The organism is Acidovorax sp. Root275 (genome assembly GCF_001428965.1).
Lineage (GTDB): Bacteria > Pseudomonadota > Gammaproteobacteria > Burkholderiales > Burkholderiaceae_C > Acidovorax > Acidovorax radicis.
Genome location: NZ_LMJH01000011.1, coordinates 191,736 through 209,956, shown reverse-complemented (window position 1 = coordinate 209,956; position 18,221 = coordinate 191,736). Strand labels below are relative to the sequence as shown.

Sequence of the window (18,221 nt, the reverse complement as noted above, 5' to 3'; positions counted from 1 at the left end):
AGCCTGGCCCTGGCGTCGGCCTGCCTCTTTGAACGCCTGATAGCACCTGGGCAACCGCCCCAGCGTGCACCCGTGGCCTTCACCCTGTGCGGTGGGGCCGATTGAATGGACCGCAGCGCCACCCCTTATTCATTGCACAGGGGGCACGCGCTGCCACAGCTGGGAGCTCTCCCCGTGATCACAGAACTTGAATTCAAAAGCCTGGCCAGCGAAGGCTACAACCGCATTCCGCTCATGGCCGAAGCCTTTGCGGACCTGGAAACCCCGCTCTCGCTCTACCTGAAGCTGGCGCACACCAAGGATGGCGGCAAACACAGCTTTTTGCTCGAATCCGTGGTGGGCGGCGAGCGCTTCGGGCGCTATAGCTTCATCGGCCTGCCCGCGCGCACGTTGCTGCGCGCCAGCGGCTTCGGGGCTGCGGCGCGCACCGAGGTCGTTACCGACGGCCAGGTGGTCGAGACCGCCGAGGGCAACCCGCTCGACTTCATCGAGGCCTACCAAAAGCGCTTCAAGGTGGCTTTGCGGCCCGGCCTGCCGCGCTTTTGCGGCGGTCTGGCCGGCTACTTTGGCTACGACGCAGTGCGCTACATCGAGAAGAAGCTCGAGACCACCTGCCCACCCGACACCCTGGGCTGCCCCGACATCCTGCTGCTGCAGTGCGAGGAACTGGCGGTCATCGACAACCTTTCGGGCAAGCTCTACCTCATCGTCTACGCCGACCCGGCCACACCCGAGGCGTACGCCAAGGCCAAGAAGCGCCTGCGTGAGCTCAAGGAGCAGCTCAAGTACTCGGTGAGTGCCCCGGTGGTCAAGCCCACCGAGGGCCACCCCGCGCAGCGCGACTTCGCCAAGGCCGACTACCTGGCCGCGGTGGACCGGGCCAAGGAACTGATCGCCGCCGGTGACTTCATGCAGGTGCAGGTGGGCCAGCGCATCCACAAGCGCTACACCGAGTCGCCCCTGTCGCTGTACCGCGCGTTGCGTTCGCTGAACCCGTCGCCGTACATGTACTTCTACGACTTCGGCGACTTCCACGTGGTGGGCGCCAGCCCCGAGATCCTGGTGCGCCAGGAGAGCACGCCGGACGGGCAGAAGATCACCATCCGGCCGCTGGCCGGTACGCGCCCGCGCGGTGCCACGCCCGAGAAGGACAAGGCTGCCGAGATCGAACTCATCAACGATCCCAAGGAGCGCGCCGAGCACGTGATGCTGATCGACCTGGCGCGCAACGACATCGGCCGCATCGCCAAGACCGGGACCGTGAAGGTGACCGAGGCCTTCGCGGTGGAGCGCTACAGCCACGTGATGCACATCGTGAGCAACGTCGAAGGCATCCTGAACGACGGCATGACCGCCATCGACGTGCTCAAGGCCACCTTCCCGGCGGGCACGCTGACTGGCGCACCCAAGGTGCACGCCATGGAGCTCATCGACCAGCTCGAACCCACCAAGCGCGGCCTGTATGGCGGCGCCTGTGGTTACCTGAGCTACGCGGGTGACATGGACGTGGCCATTGCCATCCGCACCGGCATCATCAAGAACGGCACGTTGTATGTGCAGGCCGCCGCCGGTGTGGTGGCCGATTCGGTGCCCGAGCTGGAGTGGAAAGAAACCGAACACAAGGCCCGTGCCCTGCTGCGCGCGGCCGAACTGGTCGAGGAGGGCCTGGAATGACCCGCGCCATTGCCAAAGTGAAGGCCTGCACCACCATGCAGGATGTGCGCCGCGAAGTGAACGCGCTGGACGATGTGCTGGTGCCCCTGCTGGTGGAGCGCGTGGGCTACATGACCCAAGCGGCGCGCATCAAGCAGGGCGCCGAGCAGGTGCGCGACGAAGCCCGTATCGAGGCCATCGTCGCCCGCGTGCGCGAGCAGGCCCTGGCCGAAGGCGGCGACGCCGACGTGATGGAAGCCATCTACCGCAGCCTCATGGAAGCCTGCATTGCCTATGAACACCGCGAGTTCGCCCGTCTGCGCGAGCCCGCCCTTGCCGGGAGCGCCGCATGAAACTCTTGATGGTCGATAACTACGACAGCTTCACCTACAACATCGTCCAGTACTTTGGTGAACTGGGCGCCGAGGTCGAGGTGTTCCGCAACGACGAGATCACCGTGGCCGACATTGAGGCGCGCCTGAATGCAGGGCAGCTTGACCGCCTGGTCATCTCGCCCGGCCCTTGTTCTCCCGCCGAGGCCGGCATCTCGGTCGCCGCGATCCAGCACTTCGCGGGCAAGCTGCCCATCCTGGGTGTGTGCCTGGGACACCAGGCCATTGGTGCGGCCTTTGGCGGCACCATCGTCCGCGCGCAGCAGCTGATGCATGGCAAGACCAGCGTCATCACTACTACGCAAAAGGGCGTGTTTGCAGGCCTGCCGGAGCAATTCACCGTCAACCGCTACCACTCGCTGTCCATCGAGCGCTCCACCTGCCCCGATGTGCTGGAGGTGACGGCCTGGACGGAGGACGGAGAGATCATGGGCGTGCGCCACAAGACGCTGGCCATCGAAGGCGTGCAGTTCCACCCCGAAAGCATCCTGACCGAGCACGGCCACGCCATGCTGAAGAACTTTCTGGAGCAGCGCGCATGACTGCGCCAAACCCCCTCGCGCAGCTCTATGGGTACAAGCGCTGGGCCAATGAGGAGCTGCTGGCGCTTGGCGAGGCCTCGCAAACCGCATTGCCTGCGGATGACTACCGGTTGTTTGTGCGCATCCTGAACCACACCTATGTGGTGGACCAGATCTTCGCTGCGCATCTGGCGGGTCGCCCGCAGACCGCTTATGCGGCCACCAATACCGAAGAAACGCCATCGATCGATGCCTTGCGCCAAGCCATCCGCGCGTCGGACGACTGGTATCTGCAGTACGTGGGCGGGCTGGGCGATGCGCAGCTTGCCGAACGTGTGGCGTTTCGCTTCACCGATGGCGACACGGGCAGCATGTCGCGCAGCGAGATCCTGAACCACATCGTCGTGCATGGCACTTACCACCGGGGGGCTGCGGGCCGTATTCTGGCCACGCATGCGGTGCAGCCTCCGCGTGATTCGCTGACGACCTTCTTGCACCGACTGGAACCCGGCCGCCGCTGGTAGACATCACCATGCCTGAAATCCATCAACTGCTCATGTTCATTGCCGCAGGCTGGTTGCTCAACCTCACGCCCGGGCCTGATGTGCTTTACATCGTCACCAACGCGCTCAAGTCCGGCACACGCGCGGGCATTGTGGCGGGGCTGGGCATCACGGCCGGATGTTTTGTGCACATCTTCGCGGCTGCGGTGGGTGTGGGGGCGCTGCTGGCCACGTCGGCGACGGCGTTCACTGTGCTCAAGTGGGTGGGCGCCGCCTATCTGATGTGGATGGGCGTGCGCATGCTGTTTGCCAAGGCAGCTGCAGAGGGCGGAAGCAGTGCCGCCCTGGTGGCAGCGCAGGCGGCACCTGCACACCACACACCGCTTCGCAAGGTGTTCCTGGGGGGCTTCTGGACCAATGTGCTCAATCCCAAGGTCGCCATCTTCTTCCTGGCCTTTGTGCCGCAGTTCATCGCTCCGGGCACCGACAACAAGGCGCTGGCCTTTGTGCTGCTGGGCGTGCTGTTCAACGTAAACGCCATCCCCGTCAATGTGGGCTGGGCGCTGGCCGCTTCGTGGATGGCACGGCGCGCCACATTGATCCAGCGCGGCATGCACTGGCTGGACCGCGTGGCGGGTGCCATGTTCATCGGCTTCGGGCTTAAGCTGGCCTTCACAGACCAGCCCTCTGCATAAATACCAGGAGACATTCCATGCCCATTACCCCCCAGGAAGCGCTGCAGCGCACCATCGAGCACCGCGAAATCTTCCACGATGAGATGCTGCACCTGATGCGCCTCATCATGAACGGCGAGCTGTCGCCGGTCATGACCGCTTCCATCATCACCGGCCTGCGCGTGAAGAAGGAAACCATCGGCGAGATCACTGCTGCCGCGCAGGTGATGCGCGAGTTCAGCACCAAGGTGCACGTCAAGGACGCGACCCACATGGTGGACATCGTGGGCACGGGCGGCGACGGCGCCAACACCTTCAACATCTCCACCTGCTCAATGTTCGTGGCCGCCGCAGCGGGCGCCAAGGTCAGCAAACACGGTGGGCGGGGCGTGTCCAGCAAGAGCGGCAGTGCCGACGTGATGGAGGCCCTGGGCATCCACATCAACCTCAAGCCCGAGCAGATCGCCCAGTGCATCGCCGAGGTGGGCATTGGTTTCATGTTCGCGCCCAACCACCACCCGGCCATGAAAAATGTGGCCCCGGTGCGCAAGGAGCTCGGCGTGCGCACCATCTTCAATATCCTGGGCCCGCTCACCAACCCGGCGGGTGCGCCCAACATCCTCATGGGCGTGTTCCACCCCGACCTCGTCGGCATCCAGGTGCGCGCTCTGCAGCGCCTGGGCGCCGAGCACGCGCTGGTGGTGTACGGCCGTGATGGCATGGACGAAGTCAGCCTGGGCGCCGCCACACTGGTGGGCGAGCTGAAAAACGGCCAGATCACCGAATACGAAATCCACCCCGAGGACTTTGGCCTCCCGATGGCGAGCAACCGCGCGCTCAAGGTCGAGACGCCCGAACAATCGCGCGATATGTTGATCGGCGTGCTCAAGGGCGAGCCCGGCGCCGCGCAGGACATCGTCTGCTTGAACGCCGGTGTGGCGCTGTATGCGGCCAATGTGGTCGATTCGGTGCCCGCAGGTCTGGCCAAGGCCCGCGCCGCAATTGCCTCGGGCGCCGCGCTGGCCAAGCTGGAGCAGGTGGTTACGCGCACGCACGCGCTGGCGGTCTGAGCGCTGCCTCAATGAAGCTGAAGCAGAGCCCTGAGTTGGTCCGTGGGCATCCTTTGCGACGCGCTTCACGTTGGCGATCAATGGTGTGTAGGTATACGTTGCCTAAAGGCGCGCTATGAATGAGACCGTGCGCCCGCTGGTGCGCCAGCGCAGCTTGAAAACTTGGGCTTCTGCCATTGAGCAGCAACCTCGGGTGTGGCTCCCGTTGCAGCTACTTGGGCAGGGGGTGGGCGCGTGGTCGGTGTTTTGGGGTACTGCGATGGTGGGCGTTGTCCTGTGGGTGCAAGCGTTATTCTTGCTTGATCTTCGCGGCATGGTGGCGCTTGCCTGTGGCCTATTAATATGCTGCTGCGTTGCCGGTGCAACCTTGTCATTCAGGAGAGCTCAGCAGCGTGACAGAAGGCGTGGTTGGGAGGTTGACTTTCAACGAAGGACGCTCACGCCGGTGGGCCTAGCTCAGCAGCAGGCCATTGATTTGGGGGCCGAGCACAGCCTGGGGTGTTACTTGAATGGCGGAGATTCAGAACGAAGTCTCTCGTTCCAGCTGGAGTTACGCCATGCGCGCAAAGGACCCATCGCGGCGCTCACCGTAGTACAGCTGCAGAGCGGCAATGCAGCGGACGTGGAGATACTCAACCGGTGTGTGAACCGTTTAGTGGAACGACTGGGCATTCGGCGCTCCGGTGCACCACTTCTTGCGCAAAAAGCCGCGACGAAGCGCGCTTCATATGGTGCTCGTTAGCATTGTTCTGCTTGGGCGATTCCGCCTATCCGACAACTTCATCCGCAAATATCGTGAAGGTTCAACCAATGTCTGACATCCTCAACAAAATCGTCGCCGTCAAGCACGAAGAAGTGGCCGCCGCCAAAAAGCGCCTGTCCCTCGACGCCATGCGCGCCGACGCCGAGAGCCGCGTGCTCACGCGCGACTTTGAGGGCGCCTTGCGCGCCAAGATCGCCAAGGGCCAGGCGGCGGTGATTGCCGAGATCAAGAAGGCCAGCCCATCCAAAGGCGTGCTGCGCGCCGATTTCGAGCCGGCCGACATCGCCCAGAGCTATATGGAAGGCGATGGCAAGGTCAGCGCGGCCTGCCTGTCGGTGCTGACGGATCGCCAGTTCTTCCAGGGCCAGCCCGACTACCTGAAACAAGCCCGCGCCAGCACCTTGCTTCCCGTGCTGCGCAAGGATTTCATGGTGGATGCGTACCAGATCTACGAATCGCGGGCCATGGGCGCCGATGCCATCTTGCTGATTGCGGCCAGCCTGGACGACGCCCAGATGGCCGACTTCGAGGCCATTGCCCGCAGCCTGGACATGGCGGTGCTGGTGGAGGTGCATGACCGCCCCGAGCTGGAACGCGCCTTGAAGCTCAAGACCCCGCTGGTGGGCATCAACAACCGCAACCTGCGCACGTTCGAGGTCACGCTCGACACCACACTGGCCATGCTCAAGGACGTGCCATCGGACCGGCTGCTGGTCACCGAATCGGGCATCCTCAAGCCCCAGGATGTGAAGACCATGCGCGATGCGGGCGTGCACGCCTTCCTGGTGGGCGAGGCGTTCATGCGGGCGGATGACCCGGGCCTGGCGCTGGCTAAGCTGTTTGCCTGATGGGAATGAATACTATTATTTTGATAGCTATTTGCGCCTGTCCATAAAGCGCTGGTGGCCATTTTTGCCATGAATTCATCAGCTCAGCCTCCCTCCCAGCTCCAAAGCGCCAACCCCGCCGACTGGCCTGTGGCACCGGGCTGGCAGCCTTTGGTGAACGCTTTTTTTGCCGGTGCCCGTGGGCAGGCGTTGCTCGCGTTCTTGCAAGCACGGCTGCAGGCGGGGGCGGCGATTTTTCCGCCCCTGCCACTGCGGGCGTTGGACCTCACGCCGCCTGAGCAGGTACGTGTGGTCATCCTGGGGCAGGACCCCTACCACGGCCGGGGCCAGGCCGAGGGGCTGGCGTTTTCGGTGGCGCCGGGCGTGCAGTTGCCGCCCTCGTTGCGCAACATCTTCAAGGAGATGCAGCGCGACCTGGGCACCGCGTTCCCGGCGTGGCCCGAGCCCGGAGGCAGTCTGGTGAAGTGGGCCAAGAATGGCGTGTTGCTGCTCAACACCGGCCTCACGGTGGAAGAGGGCCAGGCCGCGAGCCACGCGGGCAAGGGCTGGGAGGAGTTGACCGACGCCGTCATCCGCCACGTGGCCGAAGGCCCGCGCCCGGTGGTGTTCATGCTCTGGGGCTCGCACGCCCAGGGAAAGCGCGCCTGGATTCCGCAGGACCGGGGGCACCTGGTGCTCACGTCCAACCACCCGTCACCGCTGTCGGCGCTGCGCCCGCCCGTGCCTTTCATTGGCAACGGGCACTTTGGCAAGGCGCGCGCGTTTCGCGAGCAGCACCAGGGTTGATACCCGCAGGTTCTTAGTCTGCCGGGCAGTCCGGAAAGCGTTTTTTCAGTTCAGCCGCAGGCATGGTTTCGGCCAGATCCATGTTGCGCACGATGGGGATGTATTCGCCCCGTTCGGTAAAGCGCATCAGCGTGGTCACCGCCCGGGTCTTGCCGCCGCCTTTTTGGCAACCGGCCAGTTCCAGCCCCAGGCCCAGCTCGCGTCGTCCGTCGTCCGTGGCCTTCCATCCCAGCGCCTTCGTGCGCAGTGCCTGCAGCCTTGGCAGGGCTGCGGGGTCGATGCGCCAGACCTGTGTTTGCGTCTGGGGGCGGTCGTAGTCCGCCAGCGCGCTGCGCTCGGCGGTGCTGCGCAGTTCTTGGAGCGGCAGTTTTTCCTCCAGCAGTTCGGTGGTGGTGCTGCCATTGGGCAGGCGCACTTTGCGCGACACGCTGACCGACAGCACCAGCGCGTCGCCATGGATCTGCAAGCCAGGCTGGTGCACCACTGCGGCGCGCAGCGCGGCGGGGTCCAGCGTTTCCAGGTTCAAGCTGCGCAGCTTCCACAGCGATGACACCGGGACGCTGCCGCAGGCAGCCAGGAGGGAGGCCGCGAGGGCAAAAGACAAGGACAAACGCGAGAGACGGTGGAATGGGGAGTTTTTTTGGTGGGCCATGGTTTTTAAAAATTTCTGTATGGCGGTATATTATTATTGTTTTACAGAAAAATTTGAGAAAAAATCATGTCCTCTCACGCCACTTCTCAGGTCTCTCCTGTCCAAAGTTCTTCGTTTCGGCGCCTGGCCTGGGGGTTGCTGGCGGCCAGTTGGGCGTGCGCCCTGGTGTCGCTGGGGTTCTCGCTGGCACGGTGGGCGGCCATCGGGCAGGAGGCGGGCTGGGGTGGCTGGATGCCACTGACGGTCGTGCCGGCGCAGGCCCTGCTGGTGGGCCTGACACCGCCGCAGTCCATGGAGTTGCAGTGGCGTTGGGTGGGGGTGGCTTTGGAATGCATTCCCGCTGTGGCCATGTTTTATGTGGTGCTGTGTGTGCACCGCATCTGCCGCACGTTTTTGGCGGGTGAGGTGTTCGGGGCTGTGGTCGTGCGGGGGTTTCGCGGTGTGGGTTGGGGCTTTCTGGCGATGTTCGTGACGTCGCTGCTCTACCAGGTGGGGGTGACGGCGTTGTTGTCGTGGTTGGCGTCGGGCCAGAACGGCGGGATGATCGCGCTCGGCGTCGGATCGTTCGAGATGAGCGTGCTGGTGGTGGGTCTCATGATGCTGCTGCTGGCCCATGTGCTGGCCGAGGGCCGCCGCCTGCAGGCCGAAGCCGATGCGTTCGTGTAACCGGGGCGCTGCATGCCAATTGTTGTGACCCTGGATGAAATGCTGGTGCGCCGCAAGGTGAAGTCGCGCGATCTGGCGGCGCACGTGGGCATCACCGAGGCCAACCTTTCTCTGCTCAAGAGTGGCAAGGTCAAGGGGGTGCGCTTCGAGACGCTTTCGGCCATCTGCGAATACCTGCAGTGCCAGCCGGGCGACCTGCTGGTGTGGGTGCCGCACGATGGGGAGGAAACCGACGGCCAGCGCGGGGCCTGAGCCGTTGCGGTTCGGCCTGGGGAGTCGCTTGCGCCGCTGGCGCCTGGGGATGGCCGTGGCGCTGTCCCTGGTTCTGCATGCGGCGCTGCTGACGGTGTGGATGAAAAAAGAGGTGCGCCAGCCACGCGCGCGGCAGCCCGCCACAGCCGCGATGCAGTGGGTGACGGTCATGGCCCCGCCACCCGCAGCACCCCCACCACGTGCGCCGAAGGCTGAGGTGGCGGCTGCACAGGTGCTGCCGCGCTCTGCCTTGGGGCACCCGGCGGTGGCGGCGGGCCGCTCTGCCCATGCGCCGACGGACCCTGCGCCTGCGGCGCGTGCCGCAGTGGGAATTGCGGGCGCCGGTGTGGACGGCGAGCGCCATGGGGCCGCAGATCGGGCGGCTCCACCGGCGCAGGCTGCGGTGCCTTCTCAAACCGCCCCATCCAGCCCCCTGCCAGCATCTGCTGCATCTGCACCGTGGGAGGCCGACAGCATTGCACGTGCGCTGCAGCGGGAGCGCACCTGGCAGCGGCGCCATGGCTCCCCTGCACCGGATGCCCTGACTGTACGGCGGGAGGCACCTGCACCCGGTTTGCCCATGGGGCATGAAATGTCGGTGCGCGAGTCGGTGGGGGCGGATGGGGGCCGTGTCTCCCGGGTCCAGGGCGCCGCTGGCACCTACTGCGTGCGCGTGCCGTCGGCCAACCGCCTGCCCGAGCTGGGAGCCGCGCCCCGACTGGCGCCAGTCACCACCTGCCCATGACGCCGTGCCGCAACGGCGTCAGCGCGGCGCGCTGCGCTCCAGCAGCATCGCATCGCCGTAGCTGAAGAAGCGGTACTGCTGCGCCATCGCATGCCGGTACAGGCCCATGATGTGGGCATAGCCTGCAAACGCGCTCACCAGCATCATCAGCGTGCTCTTGGGCAGGTGGAAATTGGTGATCAGCACATCCACCACCTGGAACGCAAAGCCCGGTGTGATGAAGATGTTGGTGTCGCCCGTGGCCTGGCCCGAGCGGGCCCAGGATTCGAGCGTGCGCACGGTGGTCGTGCCCACGGCCACCACGCGCCCGCCGCGCTGGCGGCAACGTTCCAGCGCCGCCAGCGTGGCCAGGGGCACTTCGTACCACTCGCTGTGCATCTGGTGTTCGGCCAGATTTTCGGTCTTGCACGGCTGGAAGGTGCCCGCGCCCACATGCAGCGTGACGCTCGCGCGTTCGATGCCACGCGCGGCCAGGTCGGCCAGCACGCCTTCGTCAAAGTGCAGCGCCGCGGTGGGCGCGGCCACGGCGCCGGGAGCGCGCGCAAACACGGTCTGGTAGCGCTGGCTGTCCTCTGCCTCGTCAGGGTCGTGGTCGTTGTTCTGCTGGCGCTCGATGTAGGGCGGCAGCGGCAGGTGGCCGTGGCGGTCCATCAGCTCCCAGGGCGATTCGCCCGCAGGGCCGTGCAGCGCGAAGCGGAACAGCGGGCCGTCCTCGGTGGGCCAGCGGCCCAGCAGCATCGCGTCAAAACCACCCGCCTTGCGGCCCCCGGCCATGTGCACGGTGCTGCCGGGCAGGGGCTTCTTGCTGACCTTCATGTGGGCCACGACTTCGTTGCCGGGGTTGCCCGCCTCGGCGGGCAGCACGCGCTCGATCAGGAGTTCCAGCTTGCCGCCGCTGGCCTTCTCGCCAAAGATGCGCGCCTTGACCACGCGCGTGTCGTTGAACACCAGCAGGTCGCCCTCGCGCAGCAGTCCGGGCAGCTCGCGAAAGATGCGGTCCACGGGCTGCATGGCACGGCCGTCGAGCAGGCGCGAGGCGCTGCGCTCGGGGGCCGGATGCTGGGCGATGAGTTCGGGGGGCAGCGAGAAATCGAAGTCGCTGAGGGTGAAGACGCGCGGGGCGTGGGGCGCGCTGGTGGCCAGCGGTGCGCTGGATGCGCCGGGGGAGAGATCAGTCATCGTGCTTGAGGGCCGAACGGGCCCGTGCCAAGGTAAAAATTGCGGAGGGCGCGATTGTCCCACGTGGCTGTGAGGCCCGCCGGGTGCGGCGATGGCTGTCGCTATGGCTGCGTGGCGAACCCAACCGGTGCCGGCACGTGGTGCACCAGCTGCTGCACATCGTCGGCCTGGGCCAGTGTCGTGCCAGGGTGCAGCAGGGCAGCGGCCCCTGCAGCCACGCCCCAGCGCAGGGCCTCGGCAGGGGCGTCGCCCCGGTCCAGCGCCCACACCAGGGCCGCCAGGAAACAGTCGCCCGCGCCCGTGGTGCCCGTGGTGGCGGGCACATTGAGGGCGGGCGCCTGCCACACGCCCTCGCGCGTGGCCAGCACGGCACCTTGTTCGCCCACCGACAGGGCCACTATCTCGGCGGCGCCGCTGTGCACCAGCGACTGGGCGGCGGCGCACCAGTCCGCCGCATGCTCCAGCGGTTGCCGCACCACCTCGCGCAGTTCGCGCAGGCTGGGCTTGACCAGGGCCACCCCGGCCTGCAGCGCAGCCGCCAGCGGTGGGCCCGAGGTGTCGATGGCCACACGCACCCCCCGGACGGACAGGGCCCGCGCCAGCTGGGCGTAGAAGTTTTCGGGTGTGCCGGGCGGCAGGCTGCCGCTGGCGATCAGCCAGCGCGGCGGCGGCAGTTGTGCCGTCAGCGTATCCAGGCAGGCCTGCCATTCGGCGGGTTGCAGCGTGGGGCCGGGCAGCACAAAACGAAACTCCTGGCCCGTGGTGGTCTCGACCACCGAGAAGTTCTCGCGCGTATCGCCTGCAATGGGTTGCAGCACCGTGGGCACGCCCTCGTCGGCCAGCAACTGCCGTACCTGTGCGCCCGCCGCGCCGCCCGCCAGCGCCCAGGCCAGCACATCAGCGCCCAGGCGGTGCAGCACGCGCGCCACGTTGATGCCGCCGCCACCCGCAAAGCGCTGCACCGGGCCGCAGCGCAGCTTGTGGGTGGGCGCAACGTGGCCGGTGGTGGTGGCCAGGTCGAGGGCGGGGTTCAGCGTGAGGGTGGTCAGCGTGGGCATGGGGCTACCAGACTTTTTCGGCAAAGCCCGACCACAGCTCGTTCAGGTCCGGAAAGCGCCACTTGTCGGGGTCTTCGCGCGCCACGATTTTTTCGTTGCAGTGCGGCGCGGACAGATCCACCATTTCGGGCGGGATGCGCAGGTCGGACTTGGTCGAGAAGAACACCTTGACCGTGGGGGCGGTGAGCGCGGCGGCCGATTGTTCGGTGACCACGCCGATGCGCCCTGAGGTCAGGCGCACGAGGGAGCCCACAGGGTAGATGCCGATGCTTTTGACAAAGGCCTGGAAGATGCGGGCGTCGAAATGGTCCGTGGTCCACTCGGCCATGCGGCGCAGCGACTCGGCGGGGTCCCAGCCGCGCTTGTAGGGCCGGTCGGAGGTGATGGCGTCGTACACGTCGCAGACGGCCGTCATGCGCGCGATCACGCTGATGCCCTCACCCTGGAGCTTGTTGGGGTAGCCCGACCCATCGACCTTTTCATGGTGGTGCAGGCAGGCATCCAGCACGGCGTCGGGCACGTTGCCGCCTTCCTTGAGCATGTGAAAGCCTTCTACCGGGTGGCTGCGCACCACGGTGAACTCCTGGTCGGTGAGCTTGCCGGGCTTGTTGAGCACAGTCAGCGGAATGGCCGCCTTGCCCAGGTCGTGCAGCAGGCCCGCCATGCCGGCCAGCCGCTGCTGCTCGTCCTTGAGCTTGAGCTGCTGCGCCAGCGCGACCATGAGCGCGCACACGGCCACCGAATGCATGTAGGTGTAGTCGTCGGCCGTCTTCAGGCGCGCCAGGCTGATGAGCGCGCCTGGGTTGCGGGTGACGGAATCCGAAATCTCTTCCACCAGGCTCTGTGCGCCCGCCGAATCCACCGCGCGGCCCAGGCGGGCCTCATTGAACATCGAGACCACGGCCTGCTTGGACTTCACGCAGATCGCGGCGGCCATCTTGAGTTCGCTGGCCATGTCCGTGGGCTTGCGGTCCCGCTTCGGCGGCGGTGGAGGAGGCGGCAGCGTGACCTTGAGGGGGGGCAGATCCTCCAGGCGGCTGAAGTCGGTGTCAATCTGGGCGTCGGCCTCTTCGCGCGACACCGACACGGTGCCGGGCGCCACGTCCAGCCCCTTGCTGGTGTCAATCCAGCATTCCTGGATCGCCGTGGCCTGGATGCGGGCCAGGTCCTTGGGTTCCTTGAGCAGGAACTTGGCCCGCCAGAAGGGGTGGTCCATCCACGAGCCGCAGAACTCGTGCAGATACATGCCCAGGGTGAGATGTTGAATGTGGATGCGCTTGAGCATGACGAGAACCCTGGGCTCGGAAAAAACGCCCGCCTTCAGGTGTGAGCAACGGTAACCATGGTAGCCTTTTTGCCCAGTCCCTGCCGTTCGTAGAACCCGCTACATGCCCGCCGCCGCCCCCAGAGTTTCCCGCAACGCCAAGGCTCCGGCACCTCCTGCCGTGGTCAAGGGCGGCGCGTCGGTGGCGCAGAAGGCGCTGCAGAAGCTGGGACTTCGGCGCGACATCGACCTGGCCCTGCACCTGCCCCTGCGCTATGAAGATGAAACCCGTATCACCCCACTGGCCAATGCGCGCGATGGGCAGATGGTGCAGATCGAAGCCACGGTGACCTCCAGCGAAATTCAGCTGCGCCCGCGCCGCCAGTTGCTGGTGCAGGTGGAGGACGACACCGGGGCGTGCGAACTGCGCTTCTTCAGCTTCTACCCCTCGCACCAAAAGACCCTGGCCGTGGGTGCGCGCCTGCGCATCCGGGGCGAAATCAAGGGCGGCTTCTGGGGGCGACAAATGATGCATCCCGCGTTTCGCGTAGCGGGTGGCGAACTGCCCGCCGCGCTGACGCCGGTCTACCCCACCACCGCCGGTTTGCCCCAGCCCTACCTGCGCCGTGCCGTGGTCGGCGCGCTGGCTCGGGTGGATTTGTCAGACACCTTACCATCCGCTGCCGAGCCGCCTTTGGCCCGTTTTTATAGCCAAAATGGCCTCCAGCGCTTGTTCAGCTTGCGCGAGGCGCTCACTTTTTTGCACCACCCCACGCCCGATGTGGCGCTGTCGACGCTGGAAGACCACAGCCACCCCGCGTGGCAGCGCCTCAAGGCCGAGGAGCTGCTGGCCCAGCAGCTGTCGCAGCAGCAGTCGCGCCGCGCGCGCGACATGCTGCGTGCGCCCGTGTTGCGCGCACAAAAAGCCGCAGACGGTTCCTTGCCGCTGCACGAGCAGTTGCTGGCCGTGCTGCCGTTCAGCCTCACGGTGGCGCAGCGCCGCGTGGGCGAAGAGATTGCGGCCGACCTGGCCCGCAAGGTGCCCATGCACCGGCTGCTGCAGGGCGACGTCGGGTCGGGCAAAACGGTGGTGTCGGCCCTGGCCGCCTGCCTGGCCATGGACGCGGGCTGGCAGTGCGCGCTGATGGCGCCCACCGAAATCCTGGCCGAGCAACATTTCGCCAAGATGATCGGCTGGCTCGAACCCTTGCTGGCCGCGCGCGGCCGCAAGGTGGCCTGGCTGGTGGGCGGGCAGAAAAAGAAGGACCGCACCGCCATGCTGGCGCTGGTGGCCAGCGGCGAAGCCGCCCTGGTGGTGGGCACCCACGCGGTGATCCAGGAGCAGGTGCAGTTCAAGAACCTGGCGCTGGCCATCATCGACGAGCAGCACCGCTTTGGCGTGGCGCAGCGGCTGGCGCTGCGGCAGAAGCTGGCCGCCCACGGTATGGAGCCGCACATGCTCATGATGAGTGCCACCCCCATCCCGCGCACGCTGGCCATGAGCTACTACGCCGACCTGGATGTCTCCGTCATCGACGAGCTGCCCCCGGGCCGCACCCCCATCGTCACCAAGCTCATCGCCGACAGCCGCAAGGACGAGGTGATTGCACGCATCGGCGCGCAGGTGGAGGCTGGGCGGCAGGTGTACTGGGTGTGCCCGCTGATCGAAGAGAGCGAGGCGCTGGATCTGAGTAACGCCACGGCCACCCACGCTGATCTGAGCGAAGCCCTGCCGGGTTGCATGGTCGGGCTGTTGCATTCGCGCATGCCCACGGCCGAGAAGAAAGCCGTGATGGCGCTGTTCACCAGCGGTCAGATGGGCGTGCTGGTGAGCACCACCGTGATCGAGGTCGGCGTGGACGTGCCCAACGCCTCGCTCATGGTCATCGAGCATGCCGAGCGTTTTGGCCTCTCCCAGCTGCACCAGCTGCGCGGGCGCGTGGGGCGCGGTGCGGCCGCATCGGCCTGCGTGCTGCTGTATGCCACCAACGACAGTGGCCGTGTGGGCGAAACCGCCAAGGAGCGCCTGCGCGCCATGGCCGAGACCAACGATGGCTTCGAAATCGCCCGGCGCGACCTCGAAATACGGGGCCCTGGCGAGTTCCTGGGCGCACGCCAGTCGGGCGACGCGCTGCTGCGTTTTGCCGACCTGGCCACTGACACGCACCTGCTGGAATGGGCGCGTGAGCTGGCTCCGGTGATGCTGGATCGCCACCCGGAATTGGCCGCAAAGCACGTGGCGCGCTGGTTGGGTGGAAAATCCGACTATCTCAAGGCATGAAACGGCCTGCTGGAACACACCATGACCCTCACCGAACTCAAGTACATCGTTGCCGTGGCGCGGGAGAAACACTTCGGTCATGCGGCCGACGCCTGTTATGTATCGCAGCCCACGCTGTCGGTGGCCATCAAGAAGCTGGAAGAAGAGCTCGATGTGAAGCTCTTTGAGCGCAGCGCGGGCGAGGTCTCCGTCACGCCGCTGGGCGAAGAAATCGTGCGCCAGGCGCAGAGCGTGCTGGAGCAGGCGGCGGCCATCAAGGAGATCGCCAAACGCGGCAAGGACCCGCTGGCGGGGCCGCTCACACTGGGCGTGATCTACACCATCGGCCCTTACCTGCTGCCCGAGCTGGTGCGCCAGTCGATCGTGCGCAACCCGCAGATGCCGCTGATGCTGCAGGAGAACTTCACGGTGAAGCTGCTGGAGATGCTGCGCACGGGCGAGATCGATTGCGCCATTCTGGCCGAGCCCTTCCCGGACACGGGGCTGGCCATGGCGCCGCTGTATGACGAGCCTTTCATGGCAGCGGTGCCCAGCTCGCATCCGCTGGCGACCAAGAAGTCCGTGACGGCGGCTGAACTCAAGAGCGAAACCATGCTGCTGCTTGGCGCGGGCCACTGCTTTCGCGACCATGTGCTCGAGGTCTGTCCCGAATTCGCACGTTTTGCGAGCAATGCCGAGGGCATCCGCAAGTCGTTCGAAGGCTCTTCGCTGGAGACCATCAAGCACATGGTGGCGGCGGGCATGGGCGTGACACTGGTGCCGCGCCTGTCGGTGCCGCGCGATGCGCTGCTCACCGTGTCGCGCCGCCGCAAGAGCGACGAGACCTACATCCGGTATCTGCCCATCCGCGAGGAAGATGGCGGCCCGCCACCCGTGCGCCGCGTGGTGCTGGCATGGCGGCGCAGCTTCACGCGCTACGAGGCCATCGCGGCGTTGCGCAACGCGGTGTACGCATGCGAACTGCCGGGCGTGAAACGTCTGTCCTGAGCCCTCCTGGGTCTGCCTGGCGGGACTACACTTTCGCCCGCATGGCGTGTGGCGCGGTAGAAGGTCGCTGAGGACAAAACGCCACGGGTGGCACCAACCTGTCGCCCGCACTGCGGGGTTGCGCCACATGCAACCCGCGGGCGCCATGCGCACTCCACAACCCAAGGAAAGCAATCAATGAAGAAGATCCTGATGGCCGCTGGCTTGGCCGTGGGCCTGGCCGCGTGTTCCAGCATTCCCTCCTCGCACGCCCCCGTGGCGGGCACGGTCAAGAAGGCCGACATGGACCGCCTGGTGGCTTCGCTGCCCGCTGCGGCACAAGGCAGCTTCGGCGAGTTCCTGGCCCAGGCCGCCCGCGAGAACCCGATGCTGCGCGCCAGCGTCTCGGCCTATGCGGCCAAGCAGCCGCTGGCGGGGGACGACCTGGTCAACATCAGCCGTCTGCTCGGTCTGTACAACCGCCTGCACAACCAGGCGGCAGTGATCGACACCACCGCCAAGATGGTGGCGCTCCCCACGTTCCGGTCCGAGAAGGTGCCGCCGCACGAAGACAAGTCCATCATTGCCTTCGGTGCGCTGGTGGAGGGCATGGCCCGCGATTTTGGCCTGCAGTTCCGCAACGTGGACAACCGTGTCTTTGAAGTGAAGCTGCCCGGCAGCGGCACCGAGGAGTTCGGCATCCTCACGCACGCCGACGTGGTGCCCGTGGTGGCCGACGAATGGGTGCTGGACGATGGCACGCGCCTGGACCCCTTCAAGCTGACGCGCGTGGGTGGCAACCTGTACGGCCGGGGCTCGATCGACGACAAGGGATCGATCGCCACCGTGCTCTACGCGATGAAGGCGGTGAAGGAAAGCGGCCTGCCGCTGTCGCGCACGATCCGCCTCATGATCGAGACGACGGAAGAAACCGGCGGCGACGCGATGAAGTACTACCGCGCCAAGACCACGCTGCCTGAGTACAACATCGTGCTCGACAGCAAGTACCCCGCTGTGGTGGCCGAGAAGGGCTCCGGCGCGCTGCGTGCCTCGTTCGCGCTGGGATCGGTGGCCAGTGCCAGCGCCACCGCCATCACCGCCATGGCCGGCGCCGCATCGACCAACGCCGTGCCGCAGACCGCCACGGCCAAGCTGCAAGGCGGCAACACTGCCGATGTGGCTGCGCGCCTGAACGCCGCCAAGGCTGCGTTCGTCGAGAAGTACAAGCCACAGGGCGGGGTCTTCAGCATCGACGTCACGCAAGACGGCGCCGCCGTGCAGATCAAGGTCACTGGCGCATCGGCCCACGGCTCCCGCCCTGAAGAAGGCGTGAACCCGCTGCCGCGCCTGGCGCTGTTCCTCAAGGAGTCGGGCGTGGCGCTGGCCCCCAATGGCTACGCGCAGGCCGTGCGTTACCTCACCGACCTGTACGGCACCGACTACCTGGGCCGCACGCTGGGCCTGGCGTATGCCGACGACTTCATGGGCCCGCTGACGATGTCGCCCAACCTCGTGCGCGAGAAGGATGGCAAGATCGATGTGCTGGTGAACGTGCGCATGCCCCGCGGCAGCACGCCCGAGGCGCTCTCGCAGGCCACGTCGGCCAAGATCAAGGCCTGGGGCACCCAGGCCGGCGTGGCGGTGGAGGTGGACCACCAACAGGGCAACTGGATGGCCCGCGACCCCAAGGGCGCCTGGCTCTCCACGCTGCTCAACACCTTTGGTGACACCACGGGCCTGGAAGCCAAGCCCGTGCCCACGGCCGGCAGCACCACGGCCAAGCTCATGCCCAACGCCATCAACTTCGGCCCCGCCATGCCCGGCAAGAAGTACACGGCCCACAACGCCAAGGAGTTCAAGGAAGTGGTGGACCTGGACGCGGACATGCAGATGTTCACCGAGATGCTGGTGCGCATCGGGAATTTGAGCCAGATGCAGTGATGGCTTT

General features: G+C 66.2%; 19 protein-coding genes. 15 read left to right on the top strand and 4 right to left on the bottom strand.

The window, feature by feature from the left end; translation table 11 throughout:
* Positions 1–174 precede the first annotated feature (174 nt).
* The 9 genes from trpE (at position 175) to ASE52_RS24490 (ending at position 7,210) form a co-directional block, all read left to right on the top strand.
* On the top strand, positions 175–1,674 hold the full coding sequence (trpE, locus tag ASE52_RS24525) for an anthranilate synthase component I (protein ID WP_057230083.1): 1,500 nt from the start codon (positions 175–177) through the stop codon (positions 1,672–1,674).
* Complete coding sequence (locus ASE52_RS24520) at positions 1,671–2,006, top strand: chorismate mutase (RefSeq protein WP_010466386.1); 336 nt, start codon at positions 1,671–1,673, stop codon at positions 2,004–2,006. The genes trpE and ASE52_RS24520 overlap by 4 nt, the downstream gene beginning before the upstream one ends.
* On the top strand, positions 2,003–2,587 hold the full coding sequence (locus ASE52_RS24515) for an aminodeoxychorismate/anthranilate synthase component II (RefSeq protein WP_057229964.1): 585 nt from the start codon (positions 2,003–2,005) through the stop codon (positions 2,585–2,587). Before ASE52_RS24520 ends, ASE52_RS24515 begins: the two co-directional genes overlap by 4 nt.
* Complete coding sequence (locus ASE52_RS24510) at positions 2,584–3,090, top strand: DinB family protein (RefSeq protein ID WP_057229963.1); 507 nt, start codon at positions 2,584–2,586, stop codon at positions 3,088–3,090. Before ASE52_RS24515 ends, ASE52_RS24510 begins: the two co-directional genes overlap by 4 nt.
* Positions 3,091–3,098: 8 nt before the next feature.
* Positions 3,099–3,764: a LysE family translocator gene (locus tag ASE52_RS24505; RefSeq protein ID WP_057229961.1), complete on the top strand. Its 666-nt coding sequence runs from the start codon at positions 3,099–3,101 to the stop codon at positions 3,762–3,764.
* Positions 3,765–3,781: 17 nt separating this feature from the next.
* Complete coding sequence (gene trpD, locus ASE52_RS24500) at positions 3,782–4,813, top strand: anthranilate phosphoribosyltransferase (protein WP_057229958.1); 1,032 nt, start codon at positions 3,782–3,784, stop codon at positions 4,811–4,813.
* A gap of 115 nt (positions 4,814–4,928) precedes the next feature.
* Positions 4,929–5,555: a hypothetical protein gene (locus tag ASE52_RS25880; RefSeq protein ID WP_140426334.1), complete on the top strand. Its 627-nt coding sequence runs from the start codon at positions 4,929–4,931 to the stop codon at positions 5,553–5,555.
* A 68-nt stretch (positions 5,556–5,623) separates the two neighbouring features.
* On the top strand, positions 5,624–6,424 hold the full coding sequence (trpC, locus tag ASE52_RS24495) for an indole-3-glycerol phosphate synthase TrpC (RefSeq protein WP_057229955.1): 801 nt from the start codon (positions 5,624–5,626) through the stop codon (positions 6,422–6,424).
* Positions 6,425–6,493: 69 nt separating this feature from the next.
* Positions 6,494–7,210 carry a uracil-DNA glycosylase gene (locus ASE52_RS24490; protein ID WP_057230082.1) on the top strand — a complete coding sequence of 239 codons (717 nt, stop codon included), beginning with the start codon at positions 6,494–6,496 and terminating at the stop codon, positions 7,208–7,210.
* A gap of 13 nt (positions 7,211–7,223) precedes the next feature.
* On the opposite strand, the gene ASE52_RS24485 is transcribed toward ASE52_RS24490, so the two are convergent.
* The gene (locus tag ASE52_RS24485) at positions 7,224–7,814 is read right to left on the bottom strand and encodes a hypothetical protein (protein WP_057229953.1); all 591 of its coding nucleotides are present in this window, start codon (positions 7,812–7,814) and stop codon (positions 7,224–7,226) included.
* A gap of 114 nt (positions 7,815–7,928) precedes the next feature.
* Between ASE52_RS24485 and ASE52_RS24480 the strand changes: the two genes are divergently transcribed.
* Genes ASE52_RS24480 through ASE52_RS24470 form a run of 3 tightly spaced genes read left to right on the top strand, consistent with a single transcriptional unit; the run spans position 7,929 to position 9,525 of the window.
* Positions 7,929–8,528 carry a DUF2975 domain-containing protein gene (locus ASE52_RS24480; protein ID WP_081474698.1) on the top strand — a complete coding sequence of 200 codons (600 nt, stop codon included), beginning with the start codon at positions 7,929–7,931 and terminating at the stop codon, positions 8,526–8,528.
* Positions 8,529–8,540: 12 nt separating this feature from the next.
* Entirely contained in the window at positions 8,541–8,780 is a 240-nt protein-coding gene (locus ASE52_RS24475) for a helix-turn-helix transcriptional regulator (RefSeq protein WP_010466376.1), read from the top strand.
* A 28-nt stretch (positions 8,781–8,808) separates the two neighbouring features.
* Positions 8,809–9,525, top strand: a complete 717-nt coding sequence (locus tag ASE52_RS24470; RefSeq protein ID WP_140426333.1) for a hypothetical protein — start codon at positions 8,809–8,811, stop codon at positions 9,523–9,525.
* An 18-nt stretch (positions 9,526–9,543) separates the two neighbouring features.
* Here ASE52_RS24470 and queA read toward each other — a convergent pair whose 3' ends face one another.
* The 3 genes from queA to ASE52_RS24455 all read right to left on the bottom strand — a co-directional run bounded on the left by queA (position 9,544) and on the right by ASE52_RS24455 (position 13,047).
* Positions 9,544–10,704, bottom strand: coding sequence for a tRNA preQ1(34) S-adenosylmethionine ribosyltransferase-isomerase QueA (queA, locus tag ASE52_RS24465; RefSeq protein WP_057229947.1), 1,161 nt, complete (start codon positions 10,702–10,704; stop codon positions 9,544–9,546).
* A gap of 101 nt (positions 10,705–10,805) precedes the next feature.
* Positions 10,806–11,762, bottom strand: a complete 957-nt coding sequence (locus ASE52_RS24460) for a 1-phosphofructokinase family hexose kinase (RefSeq protein WP_057229946.1) — start codon at positions 11,760–11,762, stop codon at positions 10,806–10,808.
* Positions 11,763–11,766: 4 nt separating this feature from the next.
* Positions 11,767–13,047 (bottom strand): HD-GYP domain-containing protein, encoded by a 1,281-nt coding sequence (locus ASE52_RS24455; protein ID WP_057229942.1) that lies wholly within the window; start codon positions 13,045–13,047, stop codon positions 11,767–11,769.
* A 103-nt stretch (positions 13,048–13,150) separates the two neighbouring features.
* On the opposite strand from ASE52_RS24455, the gene recG reads away from it, so the two are divergent.
* The 3 genes from recG (at position 13,151) to ASE52_RS24440 (ending at position 18,214) form a co-directional block, all read left to right on the top strand.
* Positions 13,151–15,307 carry an ATP-dependent DNA helicase RecG gene (recG, locus tag ASE52_RS24450; RefSeq protein ID WP_057229941.1) on the top strand — a complete coding sequence of 719 codons (2,157 nt, stop codon included), beginning with the start codon at positions 13,151–13,153 and terminating at the stop codon, positions 15,305–15,307.
* A 21-nt stretch (positions 15,308–15,328) separates the two neighbouring features.
* Positions 15,329–16,294 carry a LysR substrate-binding domain-containing protein gene (locus ASE52_RS24445; protein WP_010466369.1) on the top strand — a complete coding sequence of 322 codons (966 nt, stop codon included), beginning with the start codon at positions 15,329–15,331 and terminating at the stop codon, positions 16,292–16,294.
* Positions 16,295–16,471: 177 nt separating this feature from the next.
* Entirely contained in the window at positions 16,472–18,214 is a 1,743-nt protein-coding gene (locus tag ASE52_RS24440) for a dipeptidase (RefSeq protein WP_140426332.1), read from the top strand.
* Positions 18,215–18,221 lie beyond the last annotated feature (7 nt).